We start from the raw sequence: 19,477 nt of genomic DNA, 5'->3' as shown, positions 1-19,477 counted from the left end.
ATGAAGCACGCCCCCGACCTCCTGCGTATTGCGACGGCCGGCAGCGTCGACGACGGCAAGTCCACCCTCGTCGGCCGCCTGCTCTACGACACGAAATCGGTTCTCGCCGACCAGATCGACGCCGTCACCAAGGCTTCGGTCGACCGCGGCCTGGAGGGTCCCGACCTCTCGTTGCTCGTCGACGGGCTGCGCGCAGAGCGTGAGCAAGGCATCACGATCGACGTCGCCTACCGCTACTTCGCCACGCCAGCACGCTCTTTCGTGCTCGCCGACACCCCCGGCCACGTGCAGTACACCCGCAACACGGTGTCCGGTGCATCCACCGCCCAGCTGGTGATCCTGCTGGTCGACGCCCGCAACGGTGTCGTCGCGCAGACTAGGCGCCATGCCGCCGTGATGGCGTTGCTCGGTGTGCCGCAGTTGGTTCTGGCGGTCAACAAGATCGACCTCGTCGACGACCCGGCCACCGCCTTCGCGCAGATCTCGGCCGAGTTCGCCGAACTGACCCGTTCGCTGGGCTGGTCGGCCGAGCAGGTCACCGCGATCCCGGTCTCGGCACTGCACGGCGACAACATCGCCACCCGGTCCGAGTCCACCCCGTACTACGACGGTCCGGCACTCATCGAGCATCTCGAGACGGTGCCGAATGTCACCGACCCTCGGCCGGTGGGCCTGCGCTTCCCGGTGCAGTACGTGATCCGCCCGCGCACACCTGAGTTCCCCGACTACCGCGGGTACGCCGGACAGATCGCCGCCGGCCGGGTCTCCGTGGGCGACGAGGTCGTGATCCTGCCTGCGGGCACCCGCAGCACCATCCGGCAGATCGATACCGCCGACGGGCAGCTCGCCACCGCGCACACCGGCCGCAGTGTCACGCTGCTGCTCGACGACGACGTAGACATCTCGCGCGGCGACCTCATCGCCGCGGTCGCCGACGCCCCGGAACCGTTGCAGCAGTTCAGCGCGACGGTCTGCTGGTTGGCCGAGAAGCCGCTGCGCCCCGGTGCCCGTCTGCTGCTCAAGCACGGCACCCGCACCACACAGGCGATCATCGGCGGCCTCGAGGTGCTCTTCGACGAGCAACACCTGTCGCTGATCGATGCTCCGGACACCGTGGAGCTCAACCAGATCGGCCGCATCTCCATCCAGACCGCCGAGCCCATCGCCGCCGACGACTATCAGGTCAACCGCGAATCGGGCAGCTTCCTGCTGATCGATCCGCAGGGTGGTAACACCCTCGGGGCCGGCCTCGTCGGTGACGCGCTGGCGCATCTGCACCTGTCGCAGACGCCGGAGCTCGTCTGAATCCCGTTCGGTTGGACAAGCTGATGAACCCGACACTGCTGTTGGTGGCACACGGCAGCCGTGACCCCCGGTTCGCGGCCACCGCCTCGCGCATCCGCGACGCGGTCGGCCGCGTCATGCCGGGAGTCGACACCGAACTCGCCTATCTGGACCTCGACGCTCCGCTGGTCGGTACGGCGCTCGAGGAGGTCACCGGCGACTGCGTGGTGGTTCCGCTGCTGTTCGCGGCGGGCTATCACAGCAAGATCGACCTGCCGACGATCATCGCCGACCACACCGGTCGCGGGCGTGCGGTCACCCAGACCGACGTCATCGGCTCGTCACCACTCGCCCAGGCCTTGGCCGACCGCCTCGTGGAGGCCGGGATCACCGATCCGGTCGCCGATCGCGTAGGGGTGATCCTCACCGCCGTGGGCTCTTCCGACGCCGCCGCCGACCGCCACGTCCGCCGGCGCGCGGTCGAGTTGTCGACGCTCCTGAACCGACCGGTCGAGGTGGTGTTCGCGACCAAACTGGGCGCGCGTGATCATCGTCTGCGGACCGCCATCCGTCGCCTACGATCCGCCGGCGCGGAGCGCATCGCGGTGAGCCCGTACTTCTTGTCCGCCGGCCTGCTGACCGAGCGGGTCGAGGCCGCAGTCGATCGCCACACCAGCGATGCGATGGTCGCGGGACCGCTGGGCGCCCACCGTGACGTCATCGAGGCGGTCTGCCGTCAATACCGGGCGGTGGCGACCCGCGACTCGACTCAGGAGTCGCTGAGCGCGGCCACCTTCGTCGCGCGGGCGTAGATCACCTCTCCGGGTTTCAGATTCAACGCGTACGCGTCGCCTCGGGTGATCTGCGCCTGGAACTCGTCACCGGTCGTGGCGGCGATCAGCTCCAGCCGCACCTCGAATCCGAGATGCACCACCCGCGTCACCGTCGCCTTGATGACCCCGGTGTCCAATGCCGAGTCTGCTGCCGGCAGTGCCAGTTCGGGGTTGCGCCCGATGCGGATGTCGTGCGGACGGACCAGTTCGCCGTTGAGGCGCACCGTCGACCCCAGAAACGACGCGACGAAGACGTTGGCCGGTCGGTCGTAGAGGTCGTCGGGTGTGCCCACCTGTTCGATACGCCCCTTGTTCAGCACCGCGATGCGGTCGCTCACGTCGAGCGCCTCCTGCTGGTCGTGGGTGACCAGCACGGTGGTGACGTGCACCTCGTCGTGCAGGCGACGCAACCACTTTCGGAGATCCTCCCGGACCTTCGCGTCGAGCGCACCGAACGGTTCGTCGAGCAACAGCACCTGCGGGTCGACGGCCAATGCACGCGCCAGGGCCATCCGCTGGCGTTGGCCGCCGGACAATTGCGCGGGAAACCTCTTCTGGAACACGGTCAGCCCGACCACGTCGAGCAGCTCGTCGACCTTCGCCGCGATCTCAGCCTTGGGACGCTTGCGGATCTTGAGGCCGAACGCGATGTTGTCGCGCACGGTGAGGTGCTTGAACGCGGCATAGTGCTGGAACACGAATCCGATGTCGCGTTGCTGCGGCGATGCGGTGGAGACGTCGTTGCCCTTGATGAGCACGGTGCCCGAGTCGAGGCTGTCGAGACCGGCGATCGCCCGTAGCAGCGTCGATTTGCCCGAGCCGGACGGGCCGAGCAACGACGTCAGCGACCCTTCCGGAATGTCGATGGAGACGTCGTCGAGAGCGGCGAAATCGCCATACCTCTTGTTCGCGCGTATCACCGAGATCGACATGTCACATGCCTTCCTTGTGCGGTTCGGTCGAGGCAGGGCCGTACGGGACAGCCGGCGCGGCATCTTCGGCAGGCGCCTCACCAGTCGACGGTTCGTCACCGGCCGCCTCGTCGGTGTCGCCGACCCGGCTCTGGGCACCGCGTTCGATGAGTGTCATCGCGATCAACACCGCGATGGCCACCAACATCAGCAATGTGGCCGCAGCATACGCGCCGTACTCGTTGTAGTCGTCGACGTAACGGGAGTGGACCAGCAGGGTCAGGGTCTGCGAGATGCCGGGAAAATTCGACGACACCATCATCACCGCGCCGTACTCGCCCAGTGACCGGGCCACCGTCAGCACGATGCCGTATGTCAGACCCCACCGGATGGCCGGGAGCGTGATCCGGCTGAACGTCTGCCAGCCGTTGGCCCCCAACGTCGCAGCCGCCTGTTCCTGCTCGGTACCGATCTCGCGCAGCACCGGCTCCACCTCGCGCACCACGAACGGCAGCGTGACGAAGATGGTGGCGAGCACCAGACCGGGGAAACCGAAGATGATGCGGAACCCGGCGCTCTCGATGCCGCCGAACCATCCGCCGTAGCCCCACAGCAGGATCAGTGCGACGCCCACCACCACCGGCGACACGGCGAACGGGAGGTCCACCACGGCTTGCAGAATCCCCTTGCCGGGGAATCGGCCGCGCACCAGGGCCAGCGCGGTCACGATGCCGAACACCACGTTCAACGGCACCACGATCGCAACGATCGCCAGGCTCAGCTGGAGCGCGGAAATCGCGGCGGGTGTAGTGATCCACTCCCAGAACTGCCCGACCCCGTGTTCGAACGACCGCCAGAAGATGAGGGTCACCGGCACGATCAACAGCACGAACAGATAGATGAGCGCGACGGCACGCAGACCGTAGCGGGTGACCGGCGACAGTCTCACTGGTCGCGCTCCTCTCGCATCCGTTGGCGGTGACCCACCAGTCGCAACACGAGCAACGCACAGAAGGCGATCAGCAGCAGCATCACCGAGACAGCGGCCGCCCCGACCTGGTCGTCGACCTCGATCTGCTGCTGGATGTATTGCGAGGCGACCTGGGTGTCGCGCGGAATGTTGCCGCCGATGAGCACCACCGAACCGAACTCGCCGATCGCGCGCGTGAACGCCAGGCCTGCACCGGTCAGGATCGACGGGAGCAGCGCAGGCAGCACGATCTTGGTCCAGGTGGTCCAGTTGGTCGCGCCCAACACCGCAGCGGCCTCTTCGACGTCGGTGTCGAGTTCCATCAGCACCGGCTGTACCTGCCGCACCACGAACGGCAATGTGACAAAGGTCAACGCCACGACCACTGCGGGTTTGGTGGCGTTGATGTGAACGTCGATCGGGCTGTTCGGGCCGTACAGCGACAACAACACCAGGCTGGCCACGATGGTCGGCAACGCGAACGGGAGATCGATGATGGCGTTGACGAATCCCTTGCCCCAGAACTGGTCCCGCACCAGCACCCACGCGATGATGGTGCCGAAGACCACATTGATCAATGCGGCCACCAGCGAAACGATGACGGTGATCCGCAAAGTGGCCAGCGCGTTGGGGTCGGTGACGGCGTCGACGAACCCAGACCACCCATCAGAGAACGACGAGACGGTGATCGCGGCCAGCGGCAACAGCACGATGACGGTCAGCCACAATGATGCAACGCCGATGCCCAGCGGACTCACCCCGCTGAATGTGCGGCTGCGTCCCAGGAAACCTCGGGGCGGCGCCTTGCTAACGGCTCTTTGGGAACCACTGTCGGTGACCGGCGTGCTCACTGTCGGCCGCCCGTGTCGTAGAGCTCGGTGATCGAACCGTCCGAACCGAACAGCACCGTGTCCACCGCCGCCCAGCCGGTGCGGATCGAGCCGTCGGCGGCAGGGCCGGCCTGCGGACCGAGAATCGCGCCGAGTTCGTCGATGGTCCACAGCTTCTCGATCTGTCCCGGGAACATCTTCGTGGTCGCCGCCGCGACGGAATCCGTCACCGGCCGGAAACCCTGTTCGGCCCACAGGAGTTGCGCTTCGTCGGTGAACAGATAGTCCACGAAGGCGCGTGCGGCGGGCTCGTCGAAGGTGGTATTGACCACCGCCACCGGGTTCTCGATCTGGAAGGTCTCGCGCGGCACGAAGTACTCCACCTGCTGGTCCGGGCTCGCAGTCGCGTTGGCCCGATCCAGCATGATCGCCTCGTTTTCGTAACTGATCAGGACGTCGCCCTGCCCTTGTTCGAAGGCCGTGGTGGCCTCGCGTCCCGACTTGGGGATCACGGTCACATGGTCGCGGATCAGTTCGGCGATGTAGTCGAGGCCTGCCTGGTTGTCGCGGCCGCCGTTGCTCTTCACCGCGTAGGGGGCGAGCAGATTCCATTTGGCCGATCCGGAGCTGCCCGGATTGGGGGTGATGACCTGCACGCCCGGCTTGAGCAGGTCGTCCCAGCCGCGGATGTTCTTGGGGTTGCCCTTGCGCACCACAAATGCGACCACCGACCCGAACGCAACGCTGTTGTTGGGTTCGCGCTGCTGCCAATCCGCGTCCACCACGCCGGCGTCGACGAGTCGGGTCATGTCCGGTTGCACCGAGACGTTGACGACGTCGGCGGGCACGCGACGGGCCACCTTGCGGGATTGGTCACCGGACGGGCCGTACGACTGGGAGAACCCGATGTCGTGACCGTTCTCGGTGCGGCGGAAGGCCGGGATCACCACGTCGAAACCCGGTTTGGGGGTCGCGTAGGCGATCAGGTTCACATGACGCGAGCCGGTGGAGATATCCTCGCCGCCGGGCTCATCAGTCGACCCGCCTCCGCAGGCCGCGAGGACGAGCGTCAGGGTTGCCGCGATGGCCACCGCCATCGCGGGGCGCCTCGAGCGCACGCCAACCGACTTCGTCACGCTCACTTCCTCCCCCGCTGCGTCACACCGAACTCATAGACGCTAGCAACGGCCGGGGCCGTGCCACCAATGCGCTCGCGCCGGCGCCACCTCACTACCGCGGCCAGGTCAGCGGGTGAGGACCCAGGCCAGGATCACCAGCACGATGAGTGCCACCAACGCCAACGTCACGCGAGAACGGAACATCGCCTACAGCCCCTTTCCATCGTCGTCGGCGAATCGTCGTCGATCGAACACCGTCGAGACCGCGTCGACCAGCACATTGAGCACCGCTGCCACCACCACGGCGAACGGGATCACCACCACGAGGGTCACCAGCAGCTGCGGAACGAACGAGAGACCGGTCAGCCACTCCTCGACCCCGTCCCACCAGGTGAGCAGCGACATGACGTATCACCCCATCGTCTTTCCGGCCCGACTCGTGGGCGCACCTGGGTTTCGCTCAGGCTGATTCAAACCCGGCGAGATCCCGACGTCGGCCGAGTGGCGACGGTCGGGCCTGATCGCAATGATATAGCCATGACTCCACCGGAAGACGCTGCCGTCACTGCGCTGCCCATCGACAACGCCACGCACATCGACGCCGCCGGCAGCACGCATTCCGATGCCACCGGAATCGACCCGGAGGCAAAGGCCTTCTCGCCCGCCACACCAAGCCACAACGCGTTCCCACCCATCGGCGATTACGCCTTCCTCTCCGACACCGAGACCAACTGTCTGATCGCGCGCAACGGTTCGGTCGAGTGGATGTGTGTGCCACGTCCCGATTCGCCCAGCGTGTTCGGAGCCGTCCTCGATCGCAGCGCCGGGCACTTCCGACTGGCCCCGTACGGCGTGAACGTGCCGGTCGATCGGCGGTACCTGCCGGGCAGCCTGATGGTGGAGACGACCTGGCAGACCGACACCGGGTGGATCGTGGTGCGCGATGCCTTGGTGATGGGTCCCTGGCACGACCACGAACGTCGGTCCACCACACATCGCCGCACCCCCACCGACTGGGACGCCGAACACATTCTCTTGCGGACGGTGCGTTGTGTCTCAGGGACCGTGGAACTCGCCTTGAGTTGCGAACCGGCATTCGACTATCACCGTGGCAAGACAGTGTGGGAGTATTCGGGGCCTGCCTACGGCGAGGCGATCGCCACCGGATCGGGTACCACGGCCCCCGGTCCCACGCTCAAACTGACGACCGATCTCCGGCTCGGGCTCGAAGGCCGCGAGGCCCGGGCCCGCACACGTCTGGTCGAGGGCGACAGCAAGTTCGTCGCACTGTCCTGGTCACGACAGCCCGCGCCGCAGAACTACGAGGAGGCGGCGCAGAAGATGTGGTCGACCTCCGAGTGCTGGCGGCAATGGATCAATGCCGGCACCTTCCCCGACCACCCGTGGCGCACGCATCTGCAGCGTTCGGCATTGACGCTCAAGGGCCTCACCTACTCGCCCACCGGCGCACTCCTCGCCGCAGCGACCACATCGTTGCCGGAAACACCAGGCGGGGAACGTAACTGGGACTACCGATATGCCTGGGTGCGTGACTCCACGTTCGCGCTGTGGGGCCTGTACACCCTGGGACTCGACCGTGAGGCCGATGACTTCTTCTCGTTCATCGCCGACGTGTCGGGGGCCACCAACGGCGAGCACCATCCGTTGCAGGTGATGTACGGGGTGGGCGGCGAGCGCACCCTCGAGGAGGAAGAACTCCATCACCTGTCCGGATACGACGGCGCCCGTCCGGTGCGTATCGGCAACGGCGCCTACAACCAGGCGCAGCACGACATCTGGGGCACCATGCTCGACTCGGTCTACCTCAACACCAAGTCCAGCGAGGCGGTCCCGGAGACCCTGTGGCCGGTGTTGAAGGCACAGGTCGAGGAGGCAGTGAAGAACTGGCGCAAACCCGATCGCGGGATCTGGGAAGTGCGCGGCGAACCAAAGCATTTCACCTCGTCGAAGGTGATGTGCTGGGTCGCTCTCGATCGCGGCGCCCGGCTCGCCGCCCTTCATGGCGAGAAGTCGTATGCAAAGACATGGGCGGGCATCGCCGACGAGATCCGCGCCGACATCCTCGAACACGGCGTCGATGAGCGTGGGGTGTTCACCCAGCGCTACGGCGACCCAGCGCTCGACGCGTCCGCACTGCTGATCCCGCTGCTGCGCTTTCTGCCCTCGGACGACTACCGGGTCCGCAACACTGTGCTCGCGATCGCCGACGAGTTGACCGACAACGGACTGGTGCTGCGCTACCGCGTCGAGGAGACCGACGACGGACTCTCCGGCGAGGAAGGGACCTTCACCATCTGTTCGTTCTGGTTGGTCTCGGCGCTGGTTGAGATCGGTGAGTTGCATCGCGCCAAGGTGCTGTGCGAGCGGTTGCTCTCCTACTCCAGCCCGCTCAAGCTCTACGCCGAGGAGATCGACGCCAAAACCGGCCAGCATCTCGGCAACTTCCCGCAGGCGTTCACCCACCTGGCGTTGATCAACGCGGTGATGCACGTGATCCGGGCCGAGGAGGCCGCCAGCCACGGCACGTTCCAGCCCGCCCACCACTGAGGGGACACTAGCTCAGGCGCCAGGACTCGTAGGCGCGCGGATCGTCGACCGGTTCGACGTGGATGGCGACGTCGAGGTGTGACAGGGCGGCCCGCAACTCACCTTCGACCTCTTCGGCGAGGTCGTGGGCGTGTTGCACCGACCACTCACCCGGCACCAGCATGTGCATCTGGACGAACCGACGATGTCCGGCCTCACGGGTGCGGATGTCGTGGAAGACCACGCCGCGGTCGCGATGTGGGCTCAGCGTCGTGTCGATCACCGCCAGGTCGGATTCCGGTAGCGCCGCATCCATCATCCCCGCCGCGGAGCGCCAGATCAGTCGGCTGCCCACCACCAGGATGTTGATCGCGACGGCCATGGCGATGAGCGGATCGAGCCGAAGCCAGCCGGTGACGGCAACCAGGAACACCCCGAACACCACCCCCACTGTGGTCCAGACGTCGGTCATCAGGTGTTTGCCGTCGGCTTCCAGGGTGATCGATCGATGACGTCGCCCGGCCCGCAACAAGACCACCGCCACTACGCCGTTGATGACCGTGGCCCCGACCGAGATGGCCAGACCGGGGCCCACCGCCTCCAGTTCCGTGGGGTTGATCAACCTGTTGATCGCGGTGACGATGATCGCGCCGGCCGCGACGAAGATCATCACACCCTCGATGACGGCCGAGAAGTACTCAGCCTTGGTGTGGCCGAAGTTGTGACCGGTGTCGGCCGGCCGGGCGGCCACCCGTAGGGCCACGAACGCGCCAACCGCCGCAACGAGATTCACCACCGACTCGGCCGCATCGGACAGCAGGCCGACGGAACCGGTGATCTGCCAAGCGATCACCTTCATCGCGATGGTGACCACGGCAGCCGCGATACTGAGCAGAGCGAACCGCGTTAGATCGCCGCGGCTGTCGCGACGAGAACCGGCCCCGGATTCCATCGCCGCGGCTAGCGTTCCTCGGACGCGACGAGTCCGCGCCGGGTGAGCAGCGGTTCGATGCGTGGAGTCCGCCCGATGAGCGTCTCGTGGGCGGCCAACGGGTCGATGCTGTCGCCGCGCGAAAGTGTTGCCTCGGCGAAGCGCCGGCCGTTGTCGCGCAGCAGTCCGCCCTCGGCGAGGAACCACTGTTCGGTCTCGGCGTCGAGTACTTCCGACCAGATGTAGGAGTAGTAGCCCGCGGAATAGCCGCCGCCGAAGATGTGGTTGAAGTACGCGCTGCGATACCGCGGCGGGATCAGGTCACCGGTGAAACCTGCCGCCCGCAACGCATCTCGTTCGAACTGCGCGACATCGTCGACCGTGTCGTCGGCGGTGATCCGATGCCAGGCCAGATCGAGCTGCGCGGCAGCGAGATACTCGATCGTGGAGTGCGCGCTCTCGGTCTTCGCCGCATCGCGTGCCGCATCGGCCAGCGCCGCCGGAATGGGTTCACCCGTGGCGTGGTGACGGGCATACTGCGACAACACATCTGGATGCAATGCCCACATCTCGTTCACCTGCGACGGGAACTCGACGAAGTCCCGCGGCACCGACGTACCCGATTGCGACGGGTAGTCGACAGCCGACAACAAACCGTGCAGGGCGTGTCCGAACTCGTGGAACAGAGTGGTCAGCTGGTCCATCGTCAGCAGGCAGGGCGCGCCGTCATCGGGTTTGGTCAGATTGGCGACGTTCACCACGATCGGTTGTGTGGACAACACCATCGACTGGTCGACGATGTTGTTCATCCAGGCGCCGCCCCGTTTGGACGGGCGCGCATAGAAGTCACCCAGGAACAGGCCGATGCTGCGCCCCGCCTCGTTGATCACGTCCCACACCCGCACGTCGGGGTGGTAGCCGTGCAGGTCGGTTCGTTCGATGAATCGCAGTCCGTACAGTTTGCCCGCGGCATAGAACACCCCCCGCTGCAACACATTGTCGAGCTCGCAGTAGTCACCGAAGTCGTCGAGCGGAACCGCAGACGCGGCCCGCCGCTCCCGTTCCAACCAGTAGGTGAGGTCGGCCGCGCCGATCTCCTCGTCGGCGAACCGGTTCAGGCGGGTCAGTTCGCGTCCGCCCGCCCGCAGGGCGGACGCGGTGAGCTCGGCCAGCAACTCGACGACCGCGGCCGGGTTGGGTGCGGTCTCCTCGGCGATCACATACTCGGCATGGTCGCGATACCCCAGGAGTCGGGCACGTCGAGCGCGAAGCCCGACGATCTCGAGGACGAGCTCACGGGTGTCGTGGTCGTTACCCCGCGCACAGCGCGAGATCGACGCGTCGAAGACCCGTTGCCGCACCGAACGATCCGTGAGCCCCGTGAGTACCGCCTGGCTGCTGGGTAGTTCCAGGGTGAGCAGGTAACCGGATTCGTGTCCCGCGTCGGCTGCCGCCCGGCGAGCGGCGGCGACCTGTCCCGCCGAGAGCCCGTCGAGCTGGGCGATGTTGTCGACGAGCACCGCCGAGGCATTGGTGTCATCGAGAATGCGTTGCGAGAACGTCGTGCTGAGATATGCCAGCCGCGAAGAGATCTGGCGTATCTGTTCTTGCTCGTCCGGGCCGAGCCCGGCGCCGGCCCGCACCGATTCGCGATAGCGCTTGGCGAGCAACCGTTGCTGCGCCTCGGTCAGGTCGAGTTCGTCTGCGCGGTCGTGCAGCGCCGAGATCCTCTCGAACAGTCGCCGATCCATCGCGATGGTGTTCGCGTGGTCGGTCAGCAAGGTCGAGAGTTGCCGGGAGATCTCGTTGCGCTGCGGGTTGGTGTCCGGCCCGACGAGATTGAAGAAGATCCCGCCGGCCCGAGCGAGATCCCGCCCGGACAGTTCCAACGCCTCTACGGTGTTGGCGAACGTCGCGGGCCGTGGGTCGGTGGCGATCGACTCCACCTCCGCGAGATGGGTCGCCATCGCCTCACCGAAGGCGGGCAGGAAGTCGTCGTCGGAGATCGACGCGAAGTCGGGCAGTCCGTGCGGCAGCGGACTCTCGGCCAGTACCGGGTTGCGGCGGTTGTCCAACGGTCTACTTCCCCTTCGGCTTGTCTCCCAGTGAGTCGGTGGACAGCGCGGCGACAAACGCCTCTTGCGGGACGTCGACCCGCCCGATCGTCTTCATCCGCTTCTTGCCCTCTTTCTGCTTCTCGAGCAGCTTGCGCTTGCGGCTGATGTCACCGCCGTAGCACTTGGCCAGCACGTCCTTGCGGATGGCACGGATGTTCTCGCGCGCGATGATCTTGGAGCCGATGGCCGCCTGCACCGGTACCTCGAACTGCTGACGCGGGATCAGTTCCTTGAGTTTGGTGGCCATCTTGTTGCCGTACGCATAGGCCGCATCCTTGTGCACGATCGCGCTGAACGCGTCCACGGCCTCCCCCTGCAAGAGGATGTCGACCTTCACCAGCTCGGCTTCCTGCTCGCCGGCTTCCTCGTAATCCAGGCTGGCGTAGCCGCGGGTGCGCGACTTGAGTGCATCGAAGAAGTCGAAGATGATCTCGGCCATCGGCATCGTGTAGCGCAGCTCGACGCGGGTCTCCGAGAGGTAGTCCATCCCGCCGAGATCACCGCGCCGGCTCTGACAAAGTTCCATGATCGCCCCGACGAACTCGCTCGGAGCGATGATCGTCATCTTCACGATCGGCTCGAAGATCTGCTTGGCCTTGCCCGCAGGCCAGTCCGATGGATTGGTGACGGTGATCTCCTGCCCGTCCTCCATGATGACCCGATAGACGACGTTGGGTGCTGTCGAGATCAGGTTGAGGTTGAACTCGCGTTCGAGGCGTTCACGGGTGATCTCCATGTGCAGGAGCCCGAGGAAGCCGCAGCGGAAACCGAACCCGAGGGCCACCGAGGTCTCCGGTTCGTAGGCGAGTGCCGCGTCGTTGAGTTGCAGCTTGTCCAGCGCCTCGCGCAGCACCGGGTAGTCCGAGCCGTCCACTGGGTAGAGCCCCGAGTAGACCATGGGCTGCGGCTCCCGGTAGCCCGTCAGTGGTTCCTCGGCCCCGTGCTTGGCCGTGGTCACGGTATCGCCGACCTTGGACTGCCGCACGTCTTTCACACCGGTGATCAGGTAGCCGACCTCACCGACTCCCAGCCCCTTGGATGCCTTCGGTTCGGGCGAGACGATGCCGACCTCGAGAAGTTCATGTGTCGCGCCGGTCGACATCATCAGCACCTTCTCGCGCGGCAGGACGCGTCCGTCGACGACACGGACGTAGGTGACCACCCCACGGTAGGTGTCGTAGACCGAGTCGAAGATCATTGCGCGCGCCGGAGCGTCCTGATCACCTTCGGGCGGGGGGACCTGCAGGATGACCTCGTCGAGCAGTTCGGCCACGCCGGCTCCGGTCTTACCCGACACCCGCAGCACCTCGTCGGCCTCGCAGCCGATGATGTGCGCGATCTCCGCGGCGTAGCGGTCCGGATCGGCCGCCGGCAGATCGATCTTGTTGAGGACCGGGATGATCGTCAGGTCCTTGTCCATCGCCAGGTAGAGGTTGGCCAGCGTCTGCGCCTCGATGCCTTGGGCGGCGTCGACCAGCAGAATCGCCCCTTCACAGGCCTCGAGGGCACGCGATACCTCATAGGTGAAGTCGACGTGGCCGGGTGTGTCGATCAGGTGGATGACGTAGTCGGTGGTGGCGCCGTCGGGCTCGGTGACCTGCCACGGCAGGCGCACGTTCTGCGCCTTGATGGTGATGCCGCGCTCACGTTCGATGTCCATCCGATCGAGGTACTGCGCGCGCATCTGACGCTCCTCGACCACGCCGGTCAGCTGCAACATACGGTCGGCCAGGGTGGACTTTCCGTGGTCGATGTGGGCGATGATGCAGAAGTTCCGGATCCGCGCGGGGTCGGTGAAGGTGGTGTCAGCGAAGGTGGGAATCGAACTGCTCCTCGGACGTGCGGCATGGTGACGCGGCCGAAGGTGACCACGTCGCTGGGTCCAGTTTCTCATGCCCGCCACGGTCGGCGTCGGCGACGCTCGCCGCTACGGTTGTGCAATGGCTGCCGCGCCCCCTCCGAACAGTCCCGAGTCGCATACGTACGACGCCGACTCGGTGGTGGCCGAGGTCACCGAACCCGGCCACGATCGGATCGGGGTGGCTGTGCTCGCGCACGGCGCCGGCGGCAACCGACACGCGGTCATCCTGCGCGTGCTGGCCGACGAGCTGTCCGCGCGGGGCCTGCTGGTGGCCCGTATCGATCTGCCCTACCGACAACGACGCCCCAAGGGCCCGCCGAGCCCGTCGACGGCGGCTGCCGATCGTGCCGGCATCGTCGCGGCCTGCGAGACGTTCCGGCTCGACGGTGTTCCGCTGATCGTCGGCGGTCATTCCTATGGCGGTCGGCAGGCCTCGATGGCGGTTGCCGAGAATCCGGATCTGGCCGATGGCCTGCTGCTGACGTCCTATCCCCTGCACCCGCCGGGCAAACCCGACCGGCTGCGGACCGAACATCTGTCGTCGATCTCGGTGCCCACGGTGATCGTGCATGGCAGTACCGATCCGTTCGCCACACCTGCGGAACTCGCCGACGCGGTGGCGTTGATCCCGTCGCCGACCCGCGTCGTCGAGATCGAGAAGGTCGGCCACAATCTCAACCCCGATCGCGCACCCACCGCCACGGTGACCGCCGACGCCGTGTTCGATACCCTGATGGGCTGACCCGCGATGCGACTCACTCCGCGTACCGCTGCGACACGTACTCTCGCGCGCGCGATCTGCTACTCCCCTGACCTCGACGGCGCCGCCGATCCGGGCGAGATCGTGTGGACCTGGGTGCGCTACGAGGATGATCCCGATCAGGGCAAGGACCGCCCGGTGCTCGTTGTCGGCCGGTCCGGCGCGAATCTCCTCGGATTGATGCTGTCCAGCAGGGAGTATCACCGCGAGGACCCTGATTGGATGGGTATCGGCAGCGGGGTGTGGGATGCGTCGCGGCGGGAGAGTTTCGTTCGGCTCGACCGGGTCCTGGTCGTTGCCGAACACGGCATCCGTCGCGAGGGCGCCATTCTCGATCGTGCGCGGTTCGACCGGGTCGCGGCCCGTCTACGCGCCGACTTCGGCTGGCACTGACCGCTAGGCCAGCCGGGTGATCTCCACGACGACATCGAGATCGGTTGCCCCGCCACCGGTGTAGATCCCCTTCAGGGGTGACACATCCGAGTAGTCGCGTCCGACTCCGACCGACACGTGCTGCTCGGTGATGCCGGTGGCATTCGTCGGGTCGTAACCCCACCAACCACCTGTCCACGCCTCGATCCACGCGTGGCTCTGCCCCTCGACCGTCTTGTCGATGGCCGCATCGGGTTTCGGGTGCAGATACCCCGAGACGTATCGGGCGGGGATGCCGAGGCTGCGCAACATCAGCAACGACAGGTGCGCGTAGTCCTGGCAGACACCTTTGCGTTCGTTCCATGCGTCGACGGCGGTGGTGTGCACGCCGGTCGTGCCAGGCACGTACTTCATCTCCTCGTGCACGTAGCGGCACACCGCCTCGACGGCCGCATCGGGATCGAGCCCTTTGGCAAGTCGCGTCGCCGCCGAGGCCAGCTGTCGGTTCTTCGGCACGTACCCGGTGTAAGAGAGCATCTCGTCGTAGCGGTCCTCGACGTAGTCGCTGCGCACGTCGTCCCAGGTGCGTTGCTCGGCGACCGGGACCCGGCCACCGGCCTCGGTCTCCACCACCGACATGCCGGACACCTCGAGTTCCTCGTGCGGTGCGTGCAGGTCGAAGGCGGTCACCGCAGTGCCCCAGTAGTCGGTGTAGCGGTAGGACCTCGTGGCCGGCACCGTCTCGACCCGGTTGATGATGACGTTTTGCCGGTTGTCGCTGCGGGGCGTGAGGCGGGCCTCGTTGTACGACGACGTCACCGGACTCTTGTAGGCGAATCCGGTGGAATGGACGACGCGTAGACGCCAGCTCACAGTTCACTCTCCTCGATCATGTGGTCCTCCGAATCGCTCACGCGGGCGTCGGCCCACGAGACATACGGCGACACATGGAAGTATTGGCCGGTCACCGCCTCGTTGACCGCGCGGCAGGTGTCCTGGAGATCGAGCAGACGGTCCTGCAGGTCCTCGAGCAGATTGCCCGGTTCGATGAACTCCAACGAGCTGCGCGCACGGCCGAGGAGCAACAACGCCTCGGCTTGGGTGCCGACGCGGCTCGGCCGCTTCTCCAGTTCGGTCAGATTGTGCTCGGCCACCCGCAGCGCGTGGAACACCGACCGCGGGAACAGCCTGTCCACCAACATGAACTCGACGATGTTCTCCGCGTCGAGCCGTCCTCGGTAGGTGCGCAGGAAGGTGTCGTGTGCACCGGCTGACACCAGCACACTGACCCACGACGGCGACGTGACGCGATCGCCGGCGCGCGACAGCAGCATCCGAATGGTCATGTCCACGCGTTCCACCGACCGCCCGAGCAGCAGGTACCGGTAGCCGTCGTCGTGGCTGAGGGTGGCGTCGGCGAGTCCCGCGAACATGGCGGCCCGGTTCTTCACGTAGGACAGGAACTCGTGCGGGCCGAGCCGGCGAGCCCGACGTTCGGCGTCGTTGAGACCGTTGTAGGTGGTGTTCAGGCACTCCCACATCTCGCTGGACGTGACCTCACGCGCACCACGTGCGTTCTCCCGGGCCGACCGGATCAGGTCGACGATCGAACCGATTGCGTCCTTGTCGTAGGCGACGCGCTCGGTCAGGGCCCACACGTCGATCAGATCGTCGGTACTCGGCGTGTCCAGACCCAGAACCTGGATAACCAGGCGTGCCTGACGGTCCACGTCGACAGTCGCATCCTCGAGCAACTGGTGGATCGCGACGTCGAGAATGCGTGCCATGTCGTCGGCACGTTCGACGTAGCGGCCGATCCAGTAGAGCGATTCCGCGTTGCGCGCCAACATCATCAGTGCTCACCACCCTGCTGTTCGAGGCCCTGCTGCTGTTGTTGGGTCTGGGTGTGCAGCGGGTCGGGAGCGTTCTCGGCCGGGCGGGCGGCGGCGACCCCGCTGGCGTTGACCACCTTCGCCCCGGAGAGTTCACGATCTTCCGACGAGCGCGCCGACGCGAGCACCCACGTGTCCTTGGAGCCGCCGCCCTGACTGGAGTTGACCACCAACGATCCCTCGGGCAGGGCGACGCGGGTGAGACCACCGGGCAGAACCCACACCGACTCCCCGTCGTTGACGGCGAACGGCCTCAGGTCGACGTGCCGGGGCCGCACCTCCCCGTCGATCTTGGTCGGCACCGTCGACAACTGCACGACGGGCTGTGCGATCCATCCGCGGGGGTCGTTGCGTACCTTGCGGGCCAACGTGTTCAATTCTGCCTTGGTGGCGTCCGGACCGAACACGATGCCGTAGCCGCCGGAACCCTCCACCGGTTTGACCACGAGTTCGTCGATCCGGTCGAGCACCTCTTCGCACTCGTCGTCGAGCCAGCACCGCAACGTGTCCACGTTCTGCAACGAGGGTTTCTCACCGAGGTAGTACTCGATGATGTCCGGAACGTAGGTGTAGATGAGCTTGTCGTCGCCGACGCCGTTGCCGACCGCACTCGAGATAACCACGTTGCCGGCGCGGGCGGCATTCAGCAGGCCTGCGACGCCGAGCATGGAATCCGGCCGGAACTGCATCGGATCGAGGAAATCGTCGTCGATGCGGCGGTAGATCACGTCCACCCGCTGCTCACCCTCAGTGGTGCGCATGTAGACGATGTTGTCGCGGCAGAAGAGGTCTCGACCCTCGACCAACTCGACGCCCATCAGTCGCGCCAGCAGCGAATGTTCGAAGTAGGCGGAGTTCGCGACACCCGGGGTGAGCACCACGATGTTGGGATCGGCCTCGTTGAACGCCGCCGATGCCCGCAACGCGCGCAACAGGTGACTGGGATAGTCGGCAACCGCACGCACCCGATGCGAGGAGAACAGATCCGGGAAGACCCGCGCCATGGTGCGCCGGTTCTCCATCACATACGAGACGCCGGACGGGGATCGCAGGTTGTCCTCGAGTACCCGGAAATCGCCGTTCTCGTCACGGATGAGGTCGATACCCGCGACATGGATGCGAACCCCGTTGGGCGGACGGATGTTTGCGGCCTGCCGATGGAAATGCTCACACGAGTGCACAAGCCGTTTCGGCAACACCCCGTCGCGCAGGATCTCCTGTTCGCCGTAGATGTCGTCGAGGAACAACTCCAGGGCCTGCACCCGTTGGGTGATACCGGCTTCCAGCTTGCTCCATTCGCTCGCCGAGATCACCCGCGGCACAACGTCGAGCGGGAACGGTCGTTCCTTGCCGGACAGCGAGAACGTGACACCTTGATCGATGAACGCGCGGCCGAGTGCATCGACCCGCACGTCGAGGTCGGCCGTATCGTAGGCCGACATCGCCTTGTAGATGCCGCGGTATGGTGCGCGCACCTCGCCGTCGGCGTCGAACATCTCGTCGAAGGCCTTGCCGTACGGCCCTTTCGAGTATCCGGCGAAGATCGTGTTGTCGATCGCCTTGGGTTCACGGACCGTGGTCTTGGCACGTTTGGCCGGTTCCTTGGACCGCCCCTTGGTGCCCGCGGCCTTGGTGTCGGACTTTCGCCCGGACGACGACTTGGTGGCCTTGGTCGACTTGTTCGCCGGGCTACCAGTAGTCGTGGTGGACTTCGTGGCCTTGCTGGCGGCTCGCTTGCTGGCGGAGGTCGTCGGCGCGGGACTCATAACTTGACATGGTGCTACAAAAACCGCGATTCGGCAGGACTGTTGGTCACGGGCGTGCCACGCCGATCACCGACGGCGCAGCGCGCGTACCCGACGCCGGGCACGACGCGCCACGTTCATCGCGCGTGTCCGCAGCCTTGGGCGGTCGTCACGGATCGGCGCCTCCTTGACCATCTCCGCCATGGTCGTGACAGCGACGTCGAGTATGTCCTGCGTGGTCGGCGGCTCGGCGTCGACACCCGCGGCGGTGGACACCTCCAGATCGGCGAGATCGCCGGAGACGACGTAGCCACGCGACCGGACGGCCGCCACCATGTCATCGGCGGCGCTCGCCGCCCAGACACGTTGTTCTGCGCTGAGCCCCAGGGGCGCGCCGTGCGCGCGTTTCAGGATCTGGATGACCTGACCCTTGACCACCCCGTCATAGCGGCTCCAATGCACGTCCGACGGCTGCAGATGGTGATTGAGTCGGCGCAGGTACTCGGCCTGTGCCGCCGGCAACGACGAGTTCAGGTTCGGCACATCCATCGTCAGCGGCGCCGGATCGACGTCGAGTACCCGCAGGAATCTCTCCCAGATCGATTCCCCGGGAGTGTCGCGGCGGGTCGGTACGGTCACCAGATGCACTCGTTGCGGGCCCACCGCGTCGGCCCAGTCGGCGAGGATCCGCACATAGTCCTGGAACTCCCAGAACGGTTCCTCTTCGCCGCCGTCGGTCGGTGGCACGAAGCCGGGCACCGCCGGTCCGTGCTCACGCACCGACGCCAGGAACTCGGCGAAATCGGCACGCCGCTGGTTCTTGATGTTCTCCTGCCACACCGAGGGCAGTTGCCGCGCCAGATCGCGGACGGTTGCGATGACATGGATCTCGTCGGCGAAGGAGAGGTCCGACATCAGTGTGTCGATGTGTCGCGGTGTGGCCGTCGCATACAGCTCGTGGGAGAGTAGCGATTTTCCCGGCCAGGCCTTCATCTGACCCAGAAGGTTGGGCCACGCGTCATCGAAGTCCGGGTTCACCCAGTCCAGGTAGCGCTCGGGCTGCAGATGGGTGGCGGCATGGAAGTGATCGGTCATGTGATTGCCCGGATAGAGCAGACCCGATGACCGTAATGCCAGGTCACGGTTACGCCAGAGGCGATCCTGAAGGTGGGTTGTGCCGGTTTTGGGCAGGCCGATGTGAATGAAGACGACTGACATGATGAGCGCCAGCCTAATCGGCTCTGTCCGCGATTTGGGCGGGGTGGCCGCCTGCTGGTAAAGTCGATCGCTGTCGCAGCGTCGACGT

General features: G+C 66.0%; 17 protein-coding genes. 5 read left to right on the top strand and 12 right to left on the bottom strand.

The window, feature by feature from the left end; translation table 11 throughout:
- Entirely contained in the window at window positions 1–1,305 is a 1,305-nt protein-coding gene (locus OSB52_RS17460) for a sulfate adenylyltransferase subunit 1 (RefSeq protein WP_266062880.1), read from the top strand.
- Between the two features lie 23 nt (window positions 1,306–1,328).
- A complete protein-coding gene (locus OSB52_RS17455) occupies window positions 1,329–2,096 on the top strand; it encodes a sirohydrochlorin chelatase (RefSeq protein ID WP_266062878.1) in 768 nt (255 codons plus the stop codon).
- On the opposite strand, the gene OSB52_RS17450 is transcribed toward OSB52_RS17455, so the two are convergent.
- From OSB52_RS17450 to OSB52_RS17430, 5 genes are all read right to left on the bottom strand, one after another.
- Complete coding sequence (locus tag OSB52_RS17450) at window positions 2,054–3,049, bottom strand: sulfate/molybdate ABC transporter ATP-binding protein (RefSeq protein ID WP_235722662.1); 996 nt, start codon at window positions 3,047–3,049, stop codon at window positions 2,054–2,056. The genes OSB52_RS17455 and OSB52_RS17450 overlap by 43 nt on opposite strands.
- A 1-nt stretch (window position 3,050) precedes the next feature.
- Window positions 3,051–3,977, bottom strand: a complete 927-nt coding sequence (gene cysW / locus OSB52_RS17445) for a sulfate ABC transporter permease subunit CysW (RefSeq protein WP_266062877.1) — start codon at window positions 3,975–3,977, stop codon at window positions 3,051–3,053.
- Complete coding sequence (gene cysT, locus OSB52_RS17440; RefSeq protein WP_266062876.1) at window positions 3,974–4,849, bottom strand: sulfate ABC transporter permease subunit CysT; 876 nt, start codon at window positions 4,847–4,849, stop codon at window positions 3,974–3,976. Before cysT ends, cysW begins: the two co-directional genes overlap by 4 nt.
- Window positions 4,846–5,925 carry a sulfate ABC transporter substrate-binding protein gene (locus OSB52_RS17435; protein ID WP_266062920.1) on the bottom strand — a complete coding sequence of 360 codons (1,080 nt, stop codon included), beginning with the start codon at window positions 5,923–5,925 and terminating at the stop codon, window positions 4,846–4,848. Before OSB52_RS17435 ends, cysT begins: the two co-directional genes overlap by 4 nt.
- A 228-nt stretch (window positions 5,926–6,153) precedes the next feature.
- Entirely contained in the window at window positions 6,154–6,351 is a 198-nt protein-coding gene (locus OSB52_RS17430; protein ID WP_235722659.1) for a hypothetical protein, read from the bottom strand.
- 132 nt (window positions 6,352–6,483) lie between these two features.
- On the opposite strand from OSB52_RS17430, the gene OSB52_RS17425 reads away from it, so the two are divergent.
- On the top strand, window positions 6,484–8,514 hold the full coding sequence (locus OSB52_RS17425; RefSeq protein WP_266062875.1) for a glycoside hydrolase family 15 protein: 2,031 nt from the start codon (window positions 6,484–6,486) through the stop codon (window positions 8,512–8,514).
- 7 nt (window positions 8,515–8,521) lie between these two features.
- Here OSB52_RS17425 and OSB52_RS17420 read toward each other — a convergent pair whose 3' ends face one another.
- Genes OSB52_RS17420 through lepA form a run of 3 tightly spaced genes read right to left on the bottom strand, consistent with a single transcriptional unit; the run spans window position 8,522 to window position 13,435 of the window.
- Complete coding sequence (locus OSB52_RS17420) at window positions 8,522–9,445, bottom strand: cation diffusion facilitator family transporter (protein ID WP_266062874.1); 924 nt, start codon at window positions 9,443–9,445, stop codon at window positions 8,522–8,524.
- Between the two features lie 8 nt (window positions 9,446–9,453).
- Window positions 9,454–11,499 carry a M3 family metallopeptidase gene (locus OSB52_RS17415; protein ID WP_266062873.1) on the bottom strand — a complete coding sequence of 682 codons (2,046 nt, stop codon included), beginning with the start codon at window positions 11,497–11,499 and terminating at the stop codon, window positions 9,454–9,456.
- A gap of 4 nt (window positions 11,500–11,503) precedes the next feature.
- A complete protein-coding gene (lepA, locus tag OSB52_RS17410) occupies window positions 11,504–13,435 on the bottom strand; it encodes a translation elongation factor 4 (protein WP_266062872.1) in 1,932 nt (643 codons plus the stop codon).
- 46 nt (window positions 13,436–13,481) lie between these two features.
- On the opposite strand from lepA, the gene OSB52_RS17405 reads away from it, so the two are divergent.
- Together OSB52_RS17405 and OSB52_RS17400 are read left to right on the top strand one after the other, a co-directional pair.
- Window positions 13,482–14,144 (top strand): alpha/beta hydrolase family protein, encoded by a 663-nt coding sequence (locus OSB52_RS17405; RefSeq protein ID WP_266062870.1) that lies wholly within the window; start codon window positions 13,482–13,484, stop codon window positions 14,142–14,144.
- Window positions 14,145–14,150: 6 nt separating this feature from the next.
- Window positions 14,151–14,555, top strand: a complete 405-nt coding sequence (locus tag OSB52_RS17400) for a type II toxin-antitoxin system PemK/MazF family toxin (protein ID WP_235722653.1) — start codon at window positions 14,151–14,153, stop codon at window positions 14,553–14,555.
- Between the two features lie 3 nt (window positions 14,556–14,558).
- Here OSB52_RS17400 and OSB52_RS17395 read toward each other — a convergent pair whose 3' ends face one another.
- From OSB52_RS17395 to OSB52_RS17380, 4 genes are all read right to left on the bottom strand, one after another.
- Complete coding sequence (locus OSB52_RS17395) at window positions 14,559–15,407, bottom strand: transglutaminase family protein (protein WP_235722652.1); 849 nt, start codon at window positions 15,405–15,407, stop codon at window positions 14,559–14,561.
- Window positions 15,404–16,387: an alpha-E domain-containing protein gene (locus tag OSB52_RS17390; protein ID WP_266062869.1), complete on the bottom strand. Its 984-nt coding sequence runs from the start codon at window positions 16,385–16,387 to the stop codon at window positions 15,404–15,406. Before OSB52_RS17390 ends, OSB52_RS17395 begins: the two co-directional genes overlap by 4 nt.
- Window positions 16,387–18,192, bottom strand: coding sequence for a circularly permuted type 2 ATP-grasp protein (locus tag OSB52_RS17385; RefSeq protein ID WP_235722650.1), 1,806 nt, complete (start codon window positions 18,190–18,192; stop codon window positions 16,387–16,389). The genes OSB52_RS17390 and OSB52_RS17385 overlap by 1 nt, the downstream gene beginning before the upstream one ends.
- Before the next feature lie 66 nt (window positions 18,193–18,258).
- The gene (locus tag OSB52_RS17380) at window positions 18,259–19,389 is read right to left on the bottom strand and encodes a sulfotransferase family protein (RefSeq protein WP_235722649.1); all 1,131 of its coding nucleotides are present in this window, start codon (window positions 19,387–19,389) and stop codon (window positions 18,259–18,261) included.
- Window positions 19,390–19,477 lie beyond the last annotated feature (88 nt).

Source organism: Gordonia aquimaris (assembly GCF_026262595.1).
GTDB lineage: Bacteria > Actinomycetota > Actinomycetes > Mycobacteriales > Mycobacteriaceae > Gordonia > Gordonia tangerina.
Note: the sequence above shows the minus strand (reverse complement) of the source record. Positions and strands in the feature narration are given on the sequence as shown.

Bases quoted from the DNA above. Each gene is read 5' to 3' on its own strand.
- OSB52_RS17425 (WP_266062875.1), top strand. From the start codon at position 6,484: ATGACTCCACCGGAAGACGCTGCCGTCACTGCGCTGCCCATCGACAAC.
- OSB52_RS17435 (WP_266062920.1), bottom strand. From the start codon at position 5,925: ATGGCGGTGGCCATCGCGGCAACCCTGACGCTCGTCCTCGCGGCCTGC.
- OSB52_RS17460 (WP_266062880.1), top strand. From the start codon at position 1: ATGAAGCACGCCCCCGACCTCCTGCGTATTGCGACGGCCGGCAGCGTC.
- OSB52_RS17400 (WP_235722653.1), top strand. From the start codon at position 14,151: ATGCGACTCACTCCGCGTACCGCTGCGACACGTACTCTCGCGCGCGCG.
- OSB52_RS17455 (WP_266062878.1), top strand. From the start codon at position 1,329: ATGAACCCGACACTGCTGTTGGTGGCACACGGCAGCCGTGACCCCCGG.
- OSB52_RS17420 (WP_266062874.1), bottom strand. From the start codon at position 9,445: ATGGAATCCGGGGCCGGTTCTCGTCGCGACAGCCGCGGCGATCTAACG.
- OSB52_RS17430 (WP_235722659.1), bottom strand. From the start codon at position 6,351: ATGTCGCTGCTCACCTGGTGGGACGGGGTCGAGGAGTGGCTGACCGGT.
- OSB52_RS17380 (WP_235722649.1), bottom strand. From the start codon at position 19,389: ATGTCAGTCGTCTTCATTCACATCGGCCTGCCCAAAACCGGCACAACC.
- OSB52_RS17405 (WP_266062870.1), top strand. From the start codon at position 13,482: ATGGCTGCCGCGCCCCCTCCGAACAGTCCCGAGTCGCATACGTACGAC.
- OSB52_RS17385 (WP_235722650.1), bottom strand. From the start codon at position 18,192: ATGAGTCCCGCGCCGACGACCTCCGCCAGCAAGCGAGCCGCCAGCAAG.
- OSB52_RS17450 (WP_235722662.1), bottom strand. From the start codon at position 3,049: ATGTCGATCTCGGTGATACGCGCGAACAAGAGGTATGGCGATTTCGCC.
- lepA (WP_266062872.1), bottom strand. From the start codon at position 13,435: ATGAGAAACTGGACCCAGCGACGTGGTCACCTTCGGCCGCGTCACCAT.
- OSB52_RS17390 (WP_266062869.1), bottom strand. From the start codon at position 16,387: ATGATGTTGGCGCGCAACGCGGAATCGCTCTACTGGATCGGCCGCTAC.